The following is a 17,599-nucleotide window of genomic DNA, read 5'->3' as shown; positions in this document are numbered from 1 at the left end:
GGATGCAGTATGGGAAAACGAATCGTACGCTATGAACATGATGGAATTCACTGGGGACTGCTGACGGAGGAGGGAATATTTCCAGCCGGTCAGTTTGAGACGCTGGCTGCGTTTTTAGAGCATGGAGCCAAGCAGGCAGAGCCGGCTGGGAATCCAGTCAATCCGGAGCATGTCACACTGCTCAGTCCTGTTACAACTCCCGCTCAGATCGTCTGCCAGGGGGCCAACTATTCTTCACACCGGGAAGAAGGCGGTCTGGATGCCAGGCGTCCGCCATTCAATCTGATCTTCACGAAAGCAGCAAGCTCTATCGCAGCCCCGGATACGGATATCGAGAGCCCTGCCCACGTCACGCTGCTCGATTATGAAATTGAGCTGGGACTCGTGTTTGGGAAAAAACTGGATAAAAAGCTCCCGGAAGATTTCAGCGCGCTGGGCGACTACATCGCTGGCTTTGTCATCACCAATGATATCTCCTCACGGGACATCCAGTTCGCCGAAAACCAGTGGTACAAAGGGAAAAGCTTCCGCACGTTTTGTCCGACCGGACCAGTGCTGTATCTGTTTGATAAAGACGAAGCAGAAAAGGTGCACGATCTGGAGCTGACGCTGAAAGTAAACGGAGAAACACGGCAGCAGGCTAATTCTTTTCAGCTTCTCTACAAGCCGGAGGAGACGCTGGTTGAGCTTTCCGGCATGATGGATTTCTGGCCGGGGGATCTGCTGATGACAGGAACACCGGGCGGCGTCGCCCTGAAGCTTTCCCCGGATGAAATGAATGAACTGTTAAACCCATTTGAAAAAATGGATAAAAAAATGGCAACCTTAAACAAAAGCCAGGAAACAAATGAGCATTATTTAAATGACGGAGACGTTATCACAAGTGAAATTAAGAGCAGTGACGGCACTATTGATCTGGGTAAGCAGACGAACCGCGTAACGTTTTTAAGCTAGGAGGTGCGCTGTGCGTATCGTAATTAAACGAGCACCTGATGGGAAAATCACGTTGCAGGAGGGCGCCGGGATTGCAGTGGTCACGATCAGCCGGCCTGAGGCAAGAAATGCACTGACAACGGCGATGTGGAAGGAACTTGGGAGAACGGTTGAGGAGATCCAGGGGAATCCAAAAAATAAAGTGGTTGTTGTTCGCGGGGTCCCGGGTAATTTCACAGCCGGTTCAGACATTAAGGAGTTTGCAGCAATGTCAACGGAAGAGGCGGATAATGCGTTTCGAACGATGGAAAGTACGATCGCTTCGTTTGAAAAGCTGAAGCTGCCGGTGATTGGAGCGATTGACGGACCTGTGTATGGAGCTGGATTTATTCTTGCGCTTACCTTCTCTCTCCGACTCGGCACAAAGCATACAAAGATGGGAATACCGGTTGCTAAGCTCGGAATCCGGCTCGGAACGGAATTTCTCGGAAGAATCGATCGTTTTCTCGGTCCGCACCGTACAAAAGAGCTGCTGCTTATGAGTGAGATTTACGGCCATGAAACAGCTGCAAGGCTTGGACTGCTGAATCGAATCGTGGACCGTGAAGCACTCGATAAAGAGGCGCTGGAATTAGCCGCAAGTATTACGAAGCTGTCAAAAGGCTCTGTAGATGCCCTTTTTGCACCGGAAGCATACGGAACGTTTCGCTATGCAGACGAAACAGATTTTCAGGAAGGATGCCGGGCCTTTATGGAGAAGCGTGCTCCTGATTTTCCTTCGAGGAGAAGGCGGTCGTGAAGATCTACGGGCTCTATGGAAAAAGCGGCACAGGAAAAAGCCACCGCGCAACCGAAGTAGCCGAGCAGACAGGAGCCGCTGCGATTATCGATGACGGCCTGCTGATCAAAGAAGGCAGGCGGCTTGCAGGGCGGTCAGCTAAAAATGAGCAGCTTCTGCTTGCTGCAGTAAAGCGGGCTGTGTTTCATGCAGAAGCACACCGGAATGAAGTCAAACAGGCTCTGGCAGATCATGAGCTGCAGTCTCTTCTCGTACTGGGGACATCCAAACGCATGGTACGTACCATTTTACGAGCGCTGAATCTCCCGGATCCGTCTGAATGGATCGCGATCAGCGAGATACAGACAGAGGAAGAAACACTTCATGCAGGACAGCAGCGAGGGAGGAATCTGCACGTCATACCGATTCTCCCGGAAGAAGTCGGCACGGCATTTGCGGGGAGCTGGTTCCGTAAGCTCCTAATCCGGCTGCGCAGACGGGAGCAGGAAGTACTGGTAGTCAAACCGGTTTACACGGGCAAAGACCGGATTGTCATCTCCCCAAAGTGCTTAAAGGATATGACCAGAATTCATGAGCATCCAGGTATCAGGCTCGAGCAGATTCAAACCGGCTTTGAACAGATTGCCGTTCAGATTTCGACGAGCCAGGAGGTCACCATCGCAGATATAGCATTCTGGAAAAAGCATCTCGAACAAGCAGTGCGAACGCAGCTCGGCATGATTTGCACAGTGCACGTAAAGTGGAAAAGAATCATAATCGATAATGCTTAGAGAGGAGCGGTAAACATGAGCAAAAAGTTGATAAAAGGCGGCATGATCCTGACGATGGATCCAGCAAAAGGGGATTTCAAAAAAGGGGATATTCTCATAGAAGACGGAAAGATCGTGGACGTGCATCATGAGATTCAGGCTGAGGACTGTGAGGTCATTGATGCGGAAAACATGATTGTAATGCCCGGATTTGTCGACAGCCACCGGCACACGTGGGAATCGGTCATCCGAAACACAGGAGCAGACTGGTCGCTGCAGAAATATCTCGGCAGCATTTATTATGGTAATATCGGATCGAAACGACGCCCGCAGGACGACTATATCGGAAATCTGCTCGGTGCGCTGGAAGCCCTTGAAGCCGGTGTGACGACGATTTTGGACTGGACGATGATCATCTCAAAAGATCATGCTGAGGAAATGATCCGCGGGCTGAAGGAATCGAATATCCGCGGCGTCTTCGCATACGGCTGTCCCGGTGACGGCGACTACTGGAATCGGGAAAGCACGCTGACAAATGGTGATGACGCACGTTCTATCGCTAATCAGTATTTCTCTTCTAAAGATCAGCGGCTGACAATGGGCCTTGCGATCCGTGGTCCTGAATTTTGTTCCTGGGATACGTCAGTAGAAGAGATCAAGCTGGCTCGGGAGCTGGACGGCGTTGCGAGCATGCACCTTGGTTTCGGAACATGGGGAGCAATAGACCGTTCGATTGAGAAGCTGAATAATGCCGGCTTGCTCGGGTCGGATCTGAACTTTGCTCATGCCAATGCGGTCAGCCCCGAAGAAATGAAGCTGCTGGCTGAACACGGCGGCTCTGTTTCGGTCACTCCGGAAGTGGAAATGGCGATGGGGCACGGATATCCTGCAACAGGCCTGAGCCTTGAAAACGGTGTGAAGCCGGCGCTTGGGGTAGACGTGGTGACCTCTACCGGGGGAGACATGTTTGCACAAATGAAGTTCGCGCTACAGGCAGAACGTTCCCGCATTAACGATCAGCTTCTGGCTAAAGGTGAAATGCCTGGACCGCCGTTAAATATTCATGCACGCCAGGTGCTGGAAATGGCAACGATCGACAGCGCTAAAGCGCTGAAGCTGGATCATAAAACAGGCAGCCTGACACCGGGTAAAGAAGCAGATATTATTATGATCCGCACCGATGATCTGAATCTGTTCCCGGTGAATGACCCATTAGGGGCTGTCGTCACAAGCACGCATACCGGCAACGTTGATTCCGTGTTTGTCAGCGGGGAAGCCGTAAAGCGGAACGGCAAAATGATTGGACTCGACTACAAGAGCCTGAGAAAACAAGCCGTAGAAGCACGCAACCACATTTACAACGAATTCGGCAACCCGGATGAGCTGTGGCTGCACGAAAACAACAAATAGCATGCCATCTGAAAACCGGAAGCAGCTCCTGCTTCCGGTTTTAAAAATGAAAAAACTGGTGGCAGATATGTTATATTATTCCAGGTGAACAGAAAGTCTTACATCACCATAAAAAACTATGCAATTTTTAGGTGTTATTACTCATATGTTTTGGTATTTCGAGGGGTATAATAGTAACAAAAATAACATGTGACAAAGGCAAACCACGCTGAAAAGGTGGGACGCAAAGCCATGAGCCTAAACGCTGCAAAGCGAATGGTCGTCAGGTTGCCGGGCCCGTTTCTGTGAGCCTCGGCTGGCACAGAAAGGGGTTTTTGTGATGAAAAAAGTCCTGTTAATGCTGGTGGTGACTGCTATGGCAGCCGGAATTTGGGCGGCGCCCGCCGGAGCATCTTCTGCTCCGAATGCAACCTGGCTCTGGAATCCGTGGATGTTTGTCGAAGATGAGAGCGGTACGATAGCCTTTTTAAAAGAGAAAAACGTGAACCGTGTATTTGTACAAGTTGACCGAAGTGTACCGCAGGCGTCTTACAGAAGCTTTATCCGGCGTGCCGGAACGGAAGGGATCGACGTTTACGCGCTGGACGGTGCTCCGGAATGGGCGGCGCCAAAGGGCGATCGTCATCTGACAGCGATGATGAACTGGCTGGGGGACTATCAGAAGCGCGCTGCTGCCGGAGAACGATTTAAAGGCGTTCACCTTGATGTGGAGCCGTATCTGCTAAGCAGCTGGAACAGCAACCGGGTAAAAACGATTGCTGATTTTCAATCGCTGCTGCTGACAGCGAAAAGGCAGAGTGCTTCACTGGGGCTTCCACTGGAAGCTGATCTGCCCTTCTGGTTTGATGAAATCAGCTTTAAAAATAAAAACGGAAGCGGCAATCTGGCAGAATGGGTCATTCAGCAGCTCGATGGCGTAACGCTGATGGCTTACCGGGATACGGCTTCGGCGATTATTGAAATCGTAAAAAATGAAATGGCGTTTGCAGCAAAGCATAAAACACCGGTGACTGTCGGAGTCGAAACGATGCAGTCACACGAAGGAAACCATGTCACCTTCTTTGAAGAAGGCGAAGCCTACATGAAGCAGCAGCTTGAGCAGGTTTCGGCCCGTTATGCAGGCCCTTACTATGGCGGTACGGCTATTCACCACGTGAGCAGCTGGAAAACAATGAAACCTTAAGACGCTTTGCCAGTCAAGCAAACAGCCACGCAACGGCTTGTTGGGTGGCTGTTTGCTATGCCGGCTTTACAATTGACACAGGATCTTTACGAGACGTTTATAGGAGTCCGGGTTAAGGATGCGGTAAGATGAAACAAAAGGAGGGCATCAGATGAGACCGATTATTATGGCACACCGCGGATTCTCCCGTGCATTTCCGGAAAATACGATGATAGCTTTTCGTGAAGCTGTGGCAGCAGGAGCAGAAGGGATTGAATTAGACGTGCAGCCCGCTGAAGAAGGCAGGCTGGTCGTTATACATGATCATTCGCTGGACCGGACGACAGAGGGGTGCGGTTTAGTCAGGCAGCGGCCGTTCGATTATGTTACGTCTTTATCTGCCGGAAATTGGTTTGACACAAAATTTGCAGACGAACGGGTCCCGTCGCTCGAGAGAGTCCTGCAATGGGCTCAGCATCACGATGTGCAGCTGAATATTGAACTTAAGCATCTCCCGGAGGACCGGAAACGGACGGCGATCGAAGCGGTCAGACTGCTGAAGCTTTATCCGCAGCGCAAGCGGCCGGTTATCTCGTCGTTTGATCATCCCGTTTTGCGCATGCTGGAAGGGGCAGAGGCTGACAAAGCGCTTCTTAGTGCAGGTGCTGTTCTGGAGCCGGAAAGGTATAAGGAGGAACACGGAATTACGGGCCTGCACGTGCATTACAGTATGCTGACACCAGCAGAGATCCGCTGGCTGGAAGGACGAGGGATCGCAGTCAGAATGTATACCGTCAATCATCCGGATGATTTGGAGCAGCTTTGCCGACTGAGGTGCAGTTGTGTGATTACAGATGATCCTGCTCTCGCGCTGAGGATCCGGAACAAGGCACAGCAGCCCGCCAAATAACAGCTTAGTGAAAGACAAAAAAGGGAAAGGGAAGGGGGAAGCAAGGCACGGTTCGAAGAAGGGCAGGGGTTTGTCATGACCGCAAAACTGAATGTAGGCCTTGGTGCCGCCGTTATTTTAATTTGGCTGTACATAGCTGATGTTGATATTGTTTCAGCTGCCCTCGTGCTATCGTTCCTCATTTTAATCCCACTCCTTCTGCATATCGCAGTCCCGAAACGTCCGAATATGAAAGCAGAATTTATTTTGCGCTGGCTCTCTCAGCGTTCTTTTTTAGCAGGTATTTTTGGACTGGCATCGGTAACGTTTGAACCGATGATTTTGTCGATTGTGCTCGCATCGATCTGGTTTTTGTTTATGCTCATCGTTGCCGGCTGCGGGGCATGGAGAATCTACCGGCGGGGTCTTTATCCTGCAGAAGAAACTATTATTGACGTTGGCCTGCTTTTTACCGGGGTCGGAGGAATCTGGCTGATTCTATGGCAGGCAGGTATTGATCAGATCCTGCCTTACGATGAGCTTACTATGTCACTGACAACGGTGCATTATCACTATTCAGCAGTTGTTATCCCTGTATTGACTGGTGCTTTTGGGCGGCTGCTCGTGTCCCTTCGCGGTGACACGGGAACCGCCTACCGGTTTCTTGCTATTGGAGCGGCGATTGGATCCCCGTTGATTGCGCTTGGTGTCATTCAAGGTCCTCCTCTGGAACTGGTATATGTTACGATTTATGCAGGGCTGTTATACTGGCTGAGCATCTGGTGGATGATGCTGCTGCCGAAAATGACGCTGCGGACGAAGGCGTGTCTGCTGCTCGCATGTACATCGCTGCTCGTATCGATGGGTGTGACGTTTTTGTATGCTTTCGGTGTAACGTTTCAAGTGGATATCATATCGTATAATATGATGTTCATCTGGCACGGTGCCGTCAATGCCATCGGATTTTCCCTTTTCGGGGTATTGGGGTGGTACCTGCTCGGATCGCTTCCAAAACGGAAACGACTCGGCAGTGAAGTAGTAAATCCGAAAGAAGCAGGGCACCATGAAGAACTATAAGGAAGGAAGACACGTATGACGAAACGAATCATTATAGGCATGTCCGGATCGACGGGACCGATTTACGGCATTCGGCTTCTGCAGGCACTGCAGCAAACAGAAGAGGTGGAAACGCATTTAATCATCAGCTCCTGGGCTGAAAAAACGATCCGGATTGAGACAGACTGGACGTCAGAAGAAGTAAAACAGCTGGCAGACGTCGTGCATCCGCCTGAAAACCAGGCGGCCCGGATTTCCAGCGGCTCATTTAAAACGGATGCCATGGTCATTGTTCCTTGCAGCATGAAAACGCTCAGTGCGGTCGCTCACGGGTTTGCTGATAACCTGATTGCGCGGGCAGCGGATGTTGTCATGAAAGAGCGCAGGTCACTGATTCTGGTTCCGCGGGAAACTCCGCTTCATGAAATTCATCTGGAAAACATGCTGAAGCTTAGCCGCATGGGCGTTCAGATTGTTCCGCCGATGCCGGCCTTTTACAATGAACCGGAGACGATCATGGATATGGTGGATCATACGGTGGCGAGGCTGCTGGATCAGCTCGATATACCGAACAGCCTGACGAAGCGATGGCTGGAAAAGTAATACAAGAATTAGAAGGGCAACGATACATTTGTTTTCTGGTAAAAGGCACGGAGGAAGGGGTCCAAACCTTTGCCGGTGCCTTTTTATCATGCGTAGAGCACCTTTATAAACGCTGGACGAAAGCACGTTGAATACTGCTTTATCATGCGTACAGATGCCAATTATGACCCACCTTTACAGCATGGTGGTTTTTGCTTTTTGAAACGTTTGAAAGCGCTTGAACAGGGAAGGTGTCTAGTATAATAAGCCTATGAGAGGCGTAAATCAGAAAGGGGCTGGGACACAGTGACAGTAAAAGACACGCAAATGCTGATTAAGGATATGATGAAACGGCTGTACGAAGATGACTCTTTTTTACCGGAAGAATCCGGTGATGCAAGAGAACGTTTCTTTCAGAGCGGGACCGAAATACTTACGACGACGGACAAAGTGATTAAAAGCTACATCCGGGTGTCGCGGGACAACAGAGAGATTGAACGGATTCCGGCCTACCGGGTGCAGCATAATAATATTGCAGGGTTTTATAAGGGCGGGATCCGCTTCAACGAACACGTAAATGAAGAAGAAGTCGAAAATCTGGCGGTGCTTATGACGTTAAAAAATGCCCTGCACGATCTGCCCTACGGCGGTGCGAAAGGCGGAGTCGTCGTATCGCCCAATCAGTATTCGACACGTGAACTGAATATGATCAGCAAAAAATACGTGCAGCGCTTCGCGCCGGATATCGGACCTACTCACGATATTCCTGCTCCAGATATGGGGACGAATGAAGAAACAATGGACTGGATGGTAGGAGAGTTTAAGACTATCCACCCTGGCAAAAACTACATGGGCGCCTTTACCGGTAAGAGCGTGGCTAACGGCGGAGCGCGGGGAAGAAGAGAGGCCACCGGGCGAGGCGTATATCACAGCTATTTGTGGCTTACCGACAGCTGGGCCTCAACGGTTAAAGAAGAAGAGGTGCCGGAAGGCGTTCACCGTCAGCAGCTCCGCTCCCTGCACAGGCTGCTCGAAAAAAACAAATCCGGCGAACCAATCAAAGCGGCAGTGCAAGGTTTCGGTAACGTCGGCAGTGTAGCAGCGCACATGGCAGACAGCTGCAGCAGGCTGAATCACCGCATCACTGCTGTAAGTGATCATCAAGTAACGCTTGTGAACGAAAGCGGTCTCAATATTGAGCGATTAATAGAGTATCAGGAAAAGTACCGGGAGCTTCCGGTTTCGGAGGAGCTGCTTGACCGAATCGGGGTGAAGGCGGATATTCTTCCACCTGAGGAACTGGTGTACCAGAAAGTGGACGTTCTTTTTCTGGCAGCCGTTGAGGATCAAATCACGGCAGATAACAAGGAGCTCATTCACGCTGACGTATTTGTAGAAGGAGCGAACGCTCCCATCGACAAAGAAGCTGACCGCTACTTGCACGAACAAGGAAAAGTAGTGATTCCGGATGTTCTCGCTAACGCAGGCGGTGTTATGGTTTCCTATATTGAGTGGAAGCAGGACCGCGTCACATACTTATATTCGGAGGATGAAGTGCTGAAGGATATGACAGATCATATGTCGGAAAGCTGTGAAAAGGTGTTTGATTCCTATTTCCGTGAAGGCCTGTCCGGGATCCGCAACACGTGCTACATGCACGCATTAAAACGATTGTTCACCTTGCTGTACCGGCACGGAAAGTTATTTTAACGACAAAACCCCTCCAGTCCGGTAGCTTCCGGTCTGAAGAGGTGCTGTTCAGCGATTGTGCGGAGAATCTTCATCCGGCTCCAGAAACTCAATCCGGTTGCCGTCCGGGTCCCGGACCCAGCACTGGCGATTTTGACCGACACCGCGTTTGGGCTCGGTGTCCAGGTGAAGACCGCGGCTTTTGAGACGGTCAGCTATGTCATCAACGCTGTCTACGAGCAGACAAAAATGATGCGGTCCAATTTCCTGCTTTTGCGGTTCGTAAACGCCGCTGCCTCCGTAAAAAAGTTCAATATACTGACGTGGGGCGACCCGGATATATTCAATCCATGGCTCATCCTTATCGTTTTTTATCTGAAAGGCGTGTTCAAGTCCAAGATCCTCACAGTAAAATCGAAGCGACTTTTCCATATTGCCGGTAACAAATGCTGTATGTGCGATTCCTTTAATCATCTGCTTCACTCCCATCGTTCATGATCCGCTGTACCATATGCTACAGGTTCCCTTACCATAGCATAATCAAGCAGAAATACGCAGGAATTTGTAAAAAATACCTTATTTCGTTTCCGATTTGCCGATAACGGGTAAAAATAACTTTGTAAGCAATTCTGGAAAGAAGGTGAAGGATATGGCTAAATTCAGAAGACTGATCGCCATCGTCCAGCTAGGTGTAGTTGCATGGCAGCTTGTTCAAAGACTGCGGAAAAAATAAGGTAACAAATACACGTAAAGGAGTGCTGTCAAACGATGAGTAAAATTGCATGTGTCATGACAGATATGTTCGAGGATTCCGAATATACATCGCCGCTTGAAGCTTTTCAAAAGGACGGCCATGAAATTACGGTCATTGGCGACGAAAAAGGAAAGACCGTCACCGGTAAAAACGGAGATGCTGAAGCAGAAGTGGATCTGAGTATCGATCATGCTAATGCGTCCGACTACGATGCTCTGTTTATTCCGGGCGGCTTTTCACCGGATATTTTGCGCGGTAACGATGCTTTTGTCACGTTCTCAAAGCATTTTATGCTTCACGATAAGCCTGTATTTGCTATTTGCCACGGTCCTCAGCTTCTCATTACGGCAGATGTACTTCAAGGTCGAAAAGTAACAGGCTTCAAATCGATTCAGATGGATCTTCGGCATGCCGGAGCAAATGTCTTTGATGAAGAAGTTGTGGTCTGCGGCAATCTCGTAACAAGCCGCACACCGGACGACCTGGAAGCATTTAACCGGGAATCCAAAGCACAGCTTAACTAACAGCTTATGCAATACCAGCTGGATATACGACAGGCTTCAGAATGTGATTGTTCTGAAGCCTGTTTAACTATGCTCATGACGTTTATAAATAAGGAGGAGTTCGATGTTACAGGCAGATCGTATGTGGACAGGGGCCCACGTGTTAACGATGGAGCCCGGCGAGGACATAATCAAGAACGGAGCAGTAGCGGTAAAGGATAATCGCATTGTCGCAGTCGGCACGTCAACAGAGTTAGCGAAGACCGTGCAGGCTGTTGAAACAATTGACGCAGGCGGAAAGCTTATCATGCCGGGATTGATTGATGCCCATATCCACTCAAGCTATGCGGTTATCCGCGGAGTAGCACAGGATATGGACCACTGGATGCAGAAAGGGATCTGGCCGTGGATGAAATATATGTCGGTGGAAGACAGGCTTGCCGGCTCCCGTATGAATCTGATTGAAGGGATTCGTGCGGGAACCACTACGTTTGCTGACTACGACAGAGAGATGGACAGCCTGCTCGACCAGAATGCGTCGCTCGGTGTCCGCATTCATGCAGCAGAAATGATAAACGAGCTGCCGGACGATGTAGGAGATCTGCCGGTTACCGAGCTGTATCCACTGGACAGGGAAGCAGGAGAACGGCGCCTAAAGGCGGGAACGGACCTCTATGACAAATGGCACGGTGCTGAGAATGGGCGGATTACTGTTCTTCTCGGGCCTCAGGGACCGGACATGATGAGTCTCGATCTGCTGCAGCGGACGAAGGCAGAAGCCGAGAAGCGTGGTGTCCGCATGCATATGCACGTCTGTCAGGGGGACCGGGAGCTGTATCAGCTGGAAAAGCGGTACAAGAAGAGATCGATCGCGTTTCTGGATGAGCAGGGACTTTTAAATGAGCAGCTAACGGCTGCGCATTTAACGGAGGCTAATGATGAGGAGACCGCTTACGCTGCTTCAAAAGGCGTGAACATGATTCACTGTCCCGGAAGCATCGGAATCATCGACGGGATCGTTCCTCCCGTTCAGGCATTTTTGAAGGCAGGTGGAAAAGCTGCCATTGGGACCGATCAGGCACCGGGAAATAACAGCAGCAACATGTTTCAGGAAATCAAGGCTGCAGCGGTGCTTAACAAAGTGAAAGCCGGTGACCCAAAAGTATTTCCGGCGCGGCAGGCGCTGCATATGGCGACGCTCGGAGCTGCGGAAGTGCATGGCCTGGACAGGGAGATCGGCAGCCTGCGCACCGGAAAAAAAGCGGATTTCATCGTCGTCAATCTGGCCACTCCAGCACTCACGCCTGCACTTACTAATCCAGTTGATACGATTACTCCGAATCTTGTTTATGCAGCTTCGGGAGAAGAGGTTGAAGATGTTATTGTCGACGGGCGCTATGTCATGAGGGAGCGGAAGCTGGTACACGCCGATGAGGCCGAGGCGGTCAATCGTGCTCAGCAGCGTGCAGAACGATTAGCACAGAAGGTGACATTCTAGCTTGCCAGCGCACAGGACATTTCGTAGAATAGACAGGACTGTGCTGAAATTATCTGGAAAGAAGGATGCTTTGCCATGTGGGAAACTCTTAATATTATCGGAACGATCGCCTTTGCGCTGAGCGGTGTCAATGTCGCGCTTGAAGAGCGGTACGATCTGATGGGTGTTTATATATTAGGCTTTATTACAGCGTTTGGAGGCGGAGCGGTCCGTAATCTGCTGATCGGTCTGCCTGTTTCAGCGCTATGGGATCAGGGATGGCTGTTTACAGTCGCGTTTGTTGTTATGACGTTTGCATTCCTGTTTCCACGGCTTGTACGCTGGACGCTGCTTCGCAGAGGCGTCTTTTTTGATGCCATCGGACTTGGAGCATTTTCCGCTCAGGGTGCGCTCTTTGCTGCTTCTATGGGACTGCCGTTAAGTGCGTCTATCGCTGCGGCTGCGCTCACAGGAACAGGCGGCGGCATGATTCGTGATGTGCTGGCAGGTCGAAAGCCTCTCTTTTTACAGAAGGAAATTTATATTGCCTGGACGTTAATTCCGGGCGTCGTGATTGGCATGAATTGGGTGACTGGAGGCGCAGAGGTGTTCGGTATAGTTGTACTCGTCGTCATAATGAGACTCTGCTCCGTTTACTTTGAATGGTCGCTTCCGAGCCGGACTCCGGAAAAAATGGCATAAAAAAGGGCGCTGCGAAAAATCACAGCGCCTTTATCTTTATTATGCCTGACACAACAGTGCTTACAGCGCCATTCCGTCGGGAGCATTAGTGACAACGATAATGACTTTACCGTGGTCGAGCTTTTCTTCAAGTTCGCCGGCCATATCCTTTGAGAAGCCAAGCTCTTCAAACTTTGCGCGCAGCTCATCGCCCGGCTTGCGGAAAATATTTTTAGCCGCTGTGCCGAAGTTCATGTCGCCGGTGCTGACAGTGTTCGCGTCTGCGTTGTCAGCAACACGCTCCGTGCGGTCGTCATCGTGCGTTAAAATGTAAATATCATCTTCATTTACGCCTTTTTCTTTGATTCCTGTTACAGCGTCTACTACTTCCTGATCGTTATAAAACTCTTTGTAAAGTGGATTCATGCGTATTCATTCCTCCAGTTCAATTTTGGTCGTGCAAGACATCCTGGTGACGTCCTACTCGTATTAATACCATTAATGAAGGAAATTAAAACCTGAAAAGGCAAAAAACTGCCGGCTGATGCATCAGGCTAATGAATCAATCATTTTTTCTGCTGCCCGGCGGTACAGATTGCTCTGATGAATAAAGCTTAAAATCAGAAGCACTTGCTGTACGTAAGGATCTGCTTCTTTTTGCTCCATCTCCCGTGCCTGCTCAACCATCTCGCCGCGGACGATTTCCGTTTTTTCGTCGGCGCACTGCAGATAGCTGCGGTAAAGCGAGGCGGCGCTGCCGTTTTTAGGCTCCTGAGTCGTCACTCCGGCCGTATCAAGTACTTTTTTAATATCCTTGAGCGACAGGGCGCCTTTCATTTCATAGATCATGCTTATCATCATCACATGTTCCTTCGTATAGCGTTTGTTTTTAGCCGGCAGCAGCAGGTGGCCCTTCGCATAGTTATTAATCATCGTTTTAGTCATGATCTTTTCCTTCTCATCACGCTTTAGATCCTGAAAGGCAATTTCAAACAACTGAATAACCTGATCCATATACAGATCCAGGTCAGGCAGCTGCTCCACGTTTACATGGCGATCCAGCATCATTGCCTCTACTTGCTGTTCCAGTGACATCGTGGTTCACTCCTCCTGTTTGCATCTGCTTATCATTGTACCTTACTTTCTAAGAGAGCAGGAGAGACAGAAAATAAACGAAAGAAATAACTGGATTTCGTAATAAACAGATGGTATGATGTAGTTATTGAAACTACGTTATGGTTTATGGAGGTTATGAATGAGCACATTTACATTTACCCGAGAAGAAGAGAAGGTGAATGCCGCGACGCATGGAGTTGGAATTGTCATTAGTCTTCTCTCCCTGATTTTGCTTACCGGCTATGCAGTAGAGCACGGCACGACAGCTCACGTGGTCAGCTTTGCGTTGTTTGGTGTTTCCATGCTGCTTCTATATACGTCTTCCACGCTGCTTCACGCTCTGCCCGAAGGTCGTGCGAAAGATATATTTGAAATAGCAGATCATGCCTCTATTTACTTTTTTATAGCAGGTACGTATACACCGTTTCTCTTTATCGCCGTTCAAGGCTGGCTTGGCTGGGCTCTTTTCGGAATCGTTTGGGGTTTTGCCCTCCTCGGCACTGTACTGAAGATATTTTTCGTGAAGAAATACATGTTTTTGTCCACGCTTGGTTACGTGATTCTTGGCTGGCAGATCGTCTTTGCCTGGAGCAGCATATCAGCTGTTCTCCCGGCCGCCGGTCTTCAGCTGCTTGTATTAGGCGGTATATTATATACCGGCGGTGCTGTTTTTTACATGTGGCGCGGCTTCAAATACCACCATGCAGTCTGGCACTTATTCGTGCTGGCAGGGACCATTTCCCACATTGCAGCTGTCGCGCATTTACTGGTGATTTAAGCATCAAAAAACCCCTTTTCGGAGATAGAGCCGAAGAGGGGTTTTTTACGGACTTTTGCCGATTAAACAGCTTCTTTTTCCAAATTCTTTTCCTTGAGCATCGCATTTATTTCTCCGCCGATCAGAAGAATCAGCGAAATGAGATGAAACCAGATCATCAGTGCGATAACGGCACCGATCGTTCCGTAAGTAGCAGAAAAATCGGCAAAACGGGAAACGAAGGTAGAAAAGAAATAGGAAGCGACCTGCCAGCCGATTGTAGCGGCAATTGCTCCAATATAGACGTCCCGAAACCGGAGCGTCCGGCTTGGGCCTGTCCAGTAGAGGAGCATAAACACGACAAACAGCATCAGGGATGTCAGACTCCAGCGGACGAGATCCATATTGAACAGCATCAGCTCGAGCTGAAGCCAGTCGCGTATATGCACGCCGACAACCTGGAGCACGAGTGCGGCAATAATGACAAAAAACATTGCTATCGTAAGCAGCAGCGCGATGCCTCTTTCTTTCAGAAAAGGGCGTGTTTCTGTCGTGTTATAAGCCAGGTTCAGCGAGCTGATAATGGAATTAAGCGCCAGTGAAGCTGTCCAGAGGGTAAGAAGCGCACCGACGGATAGAAGCGCGGGCTGGGTATCCGCGGTAAGAACATTCCACTGACTCTCGACGACCTCAAGCGCTCCGGGTGGTACGTAAGCATTCTGAAGCAATAAAAACACATCAGACGGGCGAAAAGGCAGGTAAGATAAAAAGGCGATCACAACGAGCAGAAAAGGAAACAGAGAAAGGAGCAGAAAGTAGGCGCACTGGGCACCGAGATTAATCAGCTGATGTTCCTGGAAACGGCGCCAGAACTCCTTCATGTCAATCGCTCCTTTCTATGATGTGAAGGTTTTTTTCAGGCGTTTTAAGCCTTCTTTTACCGTGTCTCTGGGGCAGGCGATATTCATACGCACAAAGCCGGAGCCTGCTTCTCCAAAGCTTTTTCCGGGGTTCAGAGCAAGCCGTCCTTTTTCCTTCAGCGCTTTAGTGATTTCCGCATCTGAAAGTCCTGTTTTGCGGCAGTCAATCCACATGAGATAGGTAGCTTCAGCTGGAATGAGCCTCAGGTCCGGCAGCTCTGCCTGCAAATAGGAATCGACAAGCTTCATATTGTCCTCGAGGTAGAGAAGGAGTTCTTCAAGCCAAGGTTCCCCGCGCTCATAAGCCGCTTCCATCGCGAGAATACCGAACGTATTCAGCGTAAAGAAGCCATTCTGCTTATCGATCTGTTCCATCTTTTTTCGATATGATTCGTTTTCCGTTACGATAAAGGAAGCCTGTAAACCTGCCAGATTGAACGTTTTACTCGGTGCTGCGAGTGTGATTGTGCGCATGGAGGCTCCGGGAATCGAAGCTGTCGGAATCTGCTTGTAAGGGGGAAAAACGAGGTCCCCGTGTATTTCGTCCGACACGATGATCACATCATGTTTGTCACACAGCTCTACCATCCGCGTAAGCTCATAGTTGGACCATACACGGCCGACAGGATTGTGTGGTGAACACATTAAAAACATACGGGACTGCTTCAGCTTCTCTTCGAAATCATCAAAGTCCACCGTATACGTTCCGCCTGATTCGACGAGCGGTGAATCGATTACTGTTCTATTGTTATCTTTTATCATAGAAAAGAACGGCGGATAAACCGGAGACTGAAGCAGAATACCGTCTCCCGGCTCTGTCAGCGCCTGCACGGCTTTTCCGATCGATGGGACGACACCGTGACTGAACTGAATCCAGTCCGCTTTAATCGACCAGTCCATTCGCCGCTGCATCCAGTCTGTAATTGCCTGCTTCACGCTGTCGGCAATATATGTATACCCGTAAAGGCCATGTCCGGCTCGTTCACTCACTGCCTTGCGTACACTCTCAGGGGGGTGAAAATCCATATCGGCTACCCACATCGGCAGCAGCTCATTTTCTGCATGATAGAGCTGCTTCACTTTATCCCACTTTACAGAATACGTCTCACGACGATCAATAAACTCCTGAAAATAATTCATCTCCATTCCTCCTTCTCATTTCATTATACAGAATCATTCCTCTGCTGACCTGTGCCGCGCATTGTATGCTACAATACGTGTGGCGGAGGTGTTGGGATGATCTGGACTTTGATTGGTATTGCAACTATAGTCGCCGTCCTTATTCTGCTTACCGCAGCTGTATGGAAGGAAAAGAAAAAGCTGCAAAAGCTGGAGGAACAAACGCAGGAACTCCGCAATGAGCTCCACAGGAGGAGAAATAAATGAAAAAAGCAGGCATCTTGGTGTGGGAACTGACGAAACTCGCAGGCGTTATGTTTGTGGCGCTTCTCATTTACAGCATTATCAACGCGCTGCTGCTCGAAGCGGCCGGCGGTATGGATGCACTTGAAGCAAGCGGCTTGTTTACCGTCTTTTTCCTGCTGCAGACAGGTGGGGTGCTCGCACTGATTACTGTTTATTACCGTAACAGGCTTCTTCCGAAGTCAAAGCTGCAGCTGCCGGCCAGAGATCCTCTGTCGCCAGTCTGGACACGCAGACTGATCGGCCTCGGGATTGCCGCCATTGCAGCGTCTTATATCATTTTATTTATGATTATCACGTAATGTAGGGAGGGAAGACCATTGCTTCAAGCTTTGCAAGGCGTACTCGCGGTACTGGCGCTGATGTGCATTGTCCCGGCCGTGCTTTTCGGCTCACAGGCATTTGTTTACGGGGCGATTGCACTTGCATTCGCAGCTTTTATCGTGCAAATTATGTCTAAACGAAAAAACAATGCAGATGAAAAAAGCTCTTCCTGATGGAGGAGCTTTTTTGCTGCTTGAAACAGTACGGATACCCCGTACCTATCATGCGCAATGGAATAACGCACAAAAAAAAGGGGCTGTCTCAAAAGCCCTTTATGAAACAAAAAAAGCGGTGCCGGATGTGTCCGGTTCCGCTTTTTTTGGAATGAAATGAGAAAAAGACAAAAAAACAGCAGAAAGCCGAGCGGCTCCCGGCC

At 49.6% G+C, this 17,599-nt stretch carries 21 protein-coding genes and 1 riboswitch; of the genes, 16 read left to right on the top strand and 5 right to left on the bottom strand.

Translation table 11 applies throughout. The features are described from left to right. Nucleotides 1-9 precede the first annotated feature (9 nt). The 9 genes from HCN83_RS16380 to HCN83_RS16340 all read left to right on the top strand — a co-directional run bounded on the left by HCN83_RS16380 (nucleotide 10) and on the right by HCN83_RS16340 (nucleotide 9,290). The gene (locus HCN83_RS16380; RefSeq protein WP_168009247.1) at nucleotides 10-954 is read left to right on the top strand and encodes a fumarylacetoacetate hydrolase family protein; all 945 of its coding nucleotides are present in this window, start codon (nucleotides 10-12) and stop codon (nucleotides 952-954) included. Nucleotides 955-964: 10 nt separating this feature from the next. Further along, nucleotides 965-1,732: an enoyl-CoA hydratase-related protein gene (locus HCN83_RS16375; protein WP_168009246.1), complete on the top strand. Its 768-nt coding sequence runs from the start codon at nucleotides 965-967 to the stop codon at nucleotides 1,730-1,732. After that, a complete protein-coding gene (locus HCN83_RS16370; protein WP_168009245.1) occupies nucleotides 1,729-2,502 on the top strand; it encodes a hypothetical protein in 774 nt (257 codons plus the stop codon). The genes HCN83_RS16375 and HCN83_RS16370 overlap by 4 nt, the downstream gene beginning before the upstream one ends. 15 nt (nucleotides 2,503-2,517) lie before the next feature. Beyond that, the gene (locus HCN83_RS16365; protein WP_168009244.1) at nucleotides 2,518-3,891 is read left to right on the top strand and encodes an amidohydrolase family protein; all 1,374 of its coding nucleotides are present in this window, start codon (nucleotides 2,518-2,520) and stop codon (nucleotides 3,889-3,891) included. Nucleotides 3,892-4,078: 187 nt separating this feature from the next. Next, nucleotides 4,079-4,166: riboswitch (cyclic di-GMP riboswitch) on the top strand. A 44-nt stretch (nucleotides 4,167-4,210) separates the two neighbouring features. Further along, entirely contained in the window at nucleotides 4,211-5,074 is an 864-nt protein-coding gene (locus HCN83_RS16360) for an amidase (protein ID WP_168009242.1), read from the top strand. Nucleotides 5,075-5,225: 151 nt separating this feature from the next. Continuing rightward, entirely contained in the window at nucleotides 5,226-5,963 is a 738-nt protein-coding gene (locus HCN83_RS16355; protein ID WP_168009240.1) for a glycerophosphodiester phosphodiesterase, read from the top strand. A 75-nt stretch (nucleotides 5,964-6,038) separates the two neighbouring features. Continuing rightward, nucleotides 6,039-7,019: a YndJ family transporter gene (locus tag HCN83_RS16350; RefSeq protein WP_168009238.1), complete on the top strand. Its 981-nt coding sequence runs from the start codon at nucleotides 6,039-6,041 to the stop codon at nucleotides 7,017-7,019. Nucleotides 7,020-7,034: 15 nt separating this feature from the next. Continuing rightward, nucleotides 7,035-7,601, top strand: coding sequence for a UbiX family flavin prenyltransferase (locus tag HCN83_RS16345; protein ID WP_168009236.1), 567 nt, complete (start codon nucleotides 7,035-7,037; stop codon nucleotides 7,599-7,601). Nucleotides 7,602-7,886: 285 nt separating this feature from the next. Then, complete coding sequence (locus tag HCN83_RS16340; protein ID WP_343033759.1) at nucleotides 7,887-9,290, top strand: Glu/Leu/Phe/Val dehydrogenase; 1,404 nt, start codon at nucleotides 7,887-7,889, stop codon at nucleotides 9,288-9,290. 48 nt (nucleotides 9,291-9,338) lie between these two features. Here the strand turns inward: HCN83_RS16340 and HCN83_RS16335 are convergent, their stop codons facing one another. Continuing rightward, nucleotides 9,339-9,743 carry a VOC family protein gene (locus tag HCN83_RS16335; RefSeq protein WP_168009234.1) on the bottom strand — a complete coding sequence of 135 codons (405 nt, stop codon included), beginning with the start codon at nucleotides 9,741-9,743 and terminating at the stop codon, nucleotides 9,339-9,341. Nucleotides 9,744-10,037: 294 nt separating this feature from the next. Between HCN83_RS16335 and HCN83_RS16330 the strand changes: the two genes are divergently transcribed. The 3 genes from HCN83_RS16330 (at nucleotide 10,038) to HCN83_RS16320 (ending at nucleotide 12,705) form a co-directional block, all read left to right on the top strand. Beyond that, a complete protein-coding gene (locus tag HCN83_RS16330; protein WP_168009232.1) occupies nucleotides 10,038-10,547 on the top strand; it encodes a type 1 glutamine amidotransferase domain-containing protein in 510 nt (169 codons plus the stop codon). Nucleotides 10,548-10,650: 103 nt separating this feature from the next. After that, entirely contained in the window at nucleotides 10,651-12,024 is a 1,374-nt protein-coding gene (locus HCN83_RS16325) for an amidohydrolase family protein (protein WP_168009230.1), read from the top strand. Nucleotides 12,025-12,099: 75 nt separating this feature from the next. Beyond that, nucleotides 12,100-12,705, top strand: coding sequence for a trimeric intracellular cation channel family protein (locus tag HCN83_RS16320; RefSeq protein WP_168009228.1), 606 nt, complete (start codon nucleotides 12,100-12,102; stop codon nucleotides 12,703-12,705). A 60-nt stretch (nucleotides 12,706-12,765) separates the two neighbouring features. Here the strand turns inward: HCN83_RS16320 and HCN83_RS16315 are convergent, their stop codons facing one another. After that, nucleotides 12,766-13,110 carry a general stress protein gene (locus tag HCN83_RS16315; RefSeq protein ID WP_168009226.1) on the bottom strand — a complete coding sequence of 115 codons (345 nt, stop codon included), beginning with the start codon at nucleotides 13,108-13,110 and terminating at the stop codon, nucleotides 12,766-12,768. A gap of 123 nt (nucleotides 13,111-13,233) precedes the next feature. After that, nucleotides 13,234-13,779, bottom strand: a complete 546-nt coding sequence (locus HCN83_RS16310) for a DUF1836 domain-containing protein (RefSeq protein WP_246238281.1) — start codon at nucleotides 13,777-13,779, stop codon at nucleotides 13,234-13,236. Nucleotides 13,780-13,939: 160 nt separating this feature from the next. Here HCN83_RS16310 and trhA point away from each other — a divergent pair, with 160 nt between their 5' ends. Further along, nucleotides 13,940-14,578 carry a PAQR family membrane homeostasis protein TrhA gene (gene trhA / locus HCN83_RS16305; RefSeq protein ID WP_168009224.1) on the top strand — a complete coding sequence of 213 codons (639 nt, stop codon included), beginning with the start codon at nucleotides 13,940-13,942 and terminating at the stop codon, nucleotides 14,576-14,578. Nucleotides 14,579-14,640: 62 nt separating this feature from the next. Here trhA and HCN83_RS16300 read toward each other — a convergent pair whose 3' ends face one another. Both HCN83_RS16300 and HCN83_RS16295 read right to left on the bottom strand, forming a co-directional pair. Beyond that, entirely contained in the window at nucleotides 14,641-15,438 is a 798-nt protein-coding gene (locus HCN83_RS16300; RefSeq protein WP_168009222.1) for a YihY/virulence factor BrkB family protein, read from the bottom strand. 15 nt (nucleotides 15,439-15,453) lie between these two features. After that, a complete protein-coding gene (locus tag HCN83_RS16295) occupies nucleotides 15,454-16,617 on the bottom strand; it encodes a MalY/PatB family protein (protein WP_168009220.1) in 1,164 nt (387 codons plus the stop codon). A 96-nt stretch (nucleotides 16,618-16,713) separates the two neighbouring features. On the opposite strand from HCN83_RS16295, the gene HCN83_RS16290 reads away from it, so the two are divergent. From HCN83_RS16290 to HCN83_RS16280, 3 genes are read left to right on the top strand one after another with little or no spacing between them, the layout of a single operon-like run. Continuing rightward, complete coding sequence (locus tag HCN83_RS16290) at nucleotides 16,714-16,863, top strand: hypothetical protein (protein WP_168009218.1); 150 nt, start codon at nucleotides 16,714-16,716, stop codon at nucleotides 16,861-16,863. Continuing rightward, on the top strand, nucleotides 16,860-17,201 hold the full coding sequence (locus HCN83_RS16285) for a hypothetical protein (RefSeq protein ID WP_168009216.1): 342 nt from the start codon (nucleotides 16,860-16,862) through the stop codon (nucleotides 17,199-17,201). Before HCN83_RS16290 ends, HCN83_RS16285 begins: the two co-directional genes overlap by 4 nt. 18 nt (nucleotides 17,202-17,219) lie before the next feature. Then, nucleotides 17,220-17,396, top strand: coding sequence for a hypothetical protein (locus tag HCN83_RS16280; RefSeq protein ID WP_168009214.1), 177 nt, complete (start codon nucleotides 17,220-17,222; stop codon nucleotides 17,394-17,396). Nucleotides 17,397-17,599 lie beyond the last annotated feature (203 nt).

This window comes from Alkalicoccus luteus (assembly GCF_012034335.1).
In the GTDB taxonomy this organism is placed as follows: domain Bacteria; phylum Bacillota; class Bacilli; order Bacillales; family Salisediminibacteriaceae; genus Alkalicoccus; species Alkalicoccus luteus_A.
The sequence above is the reverse complement of the archived record's forward strand: the minus strand, read 5'-3'. Positions and strand labels throughout refer to the sequence as shown.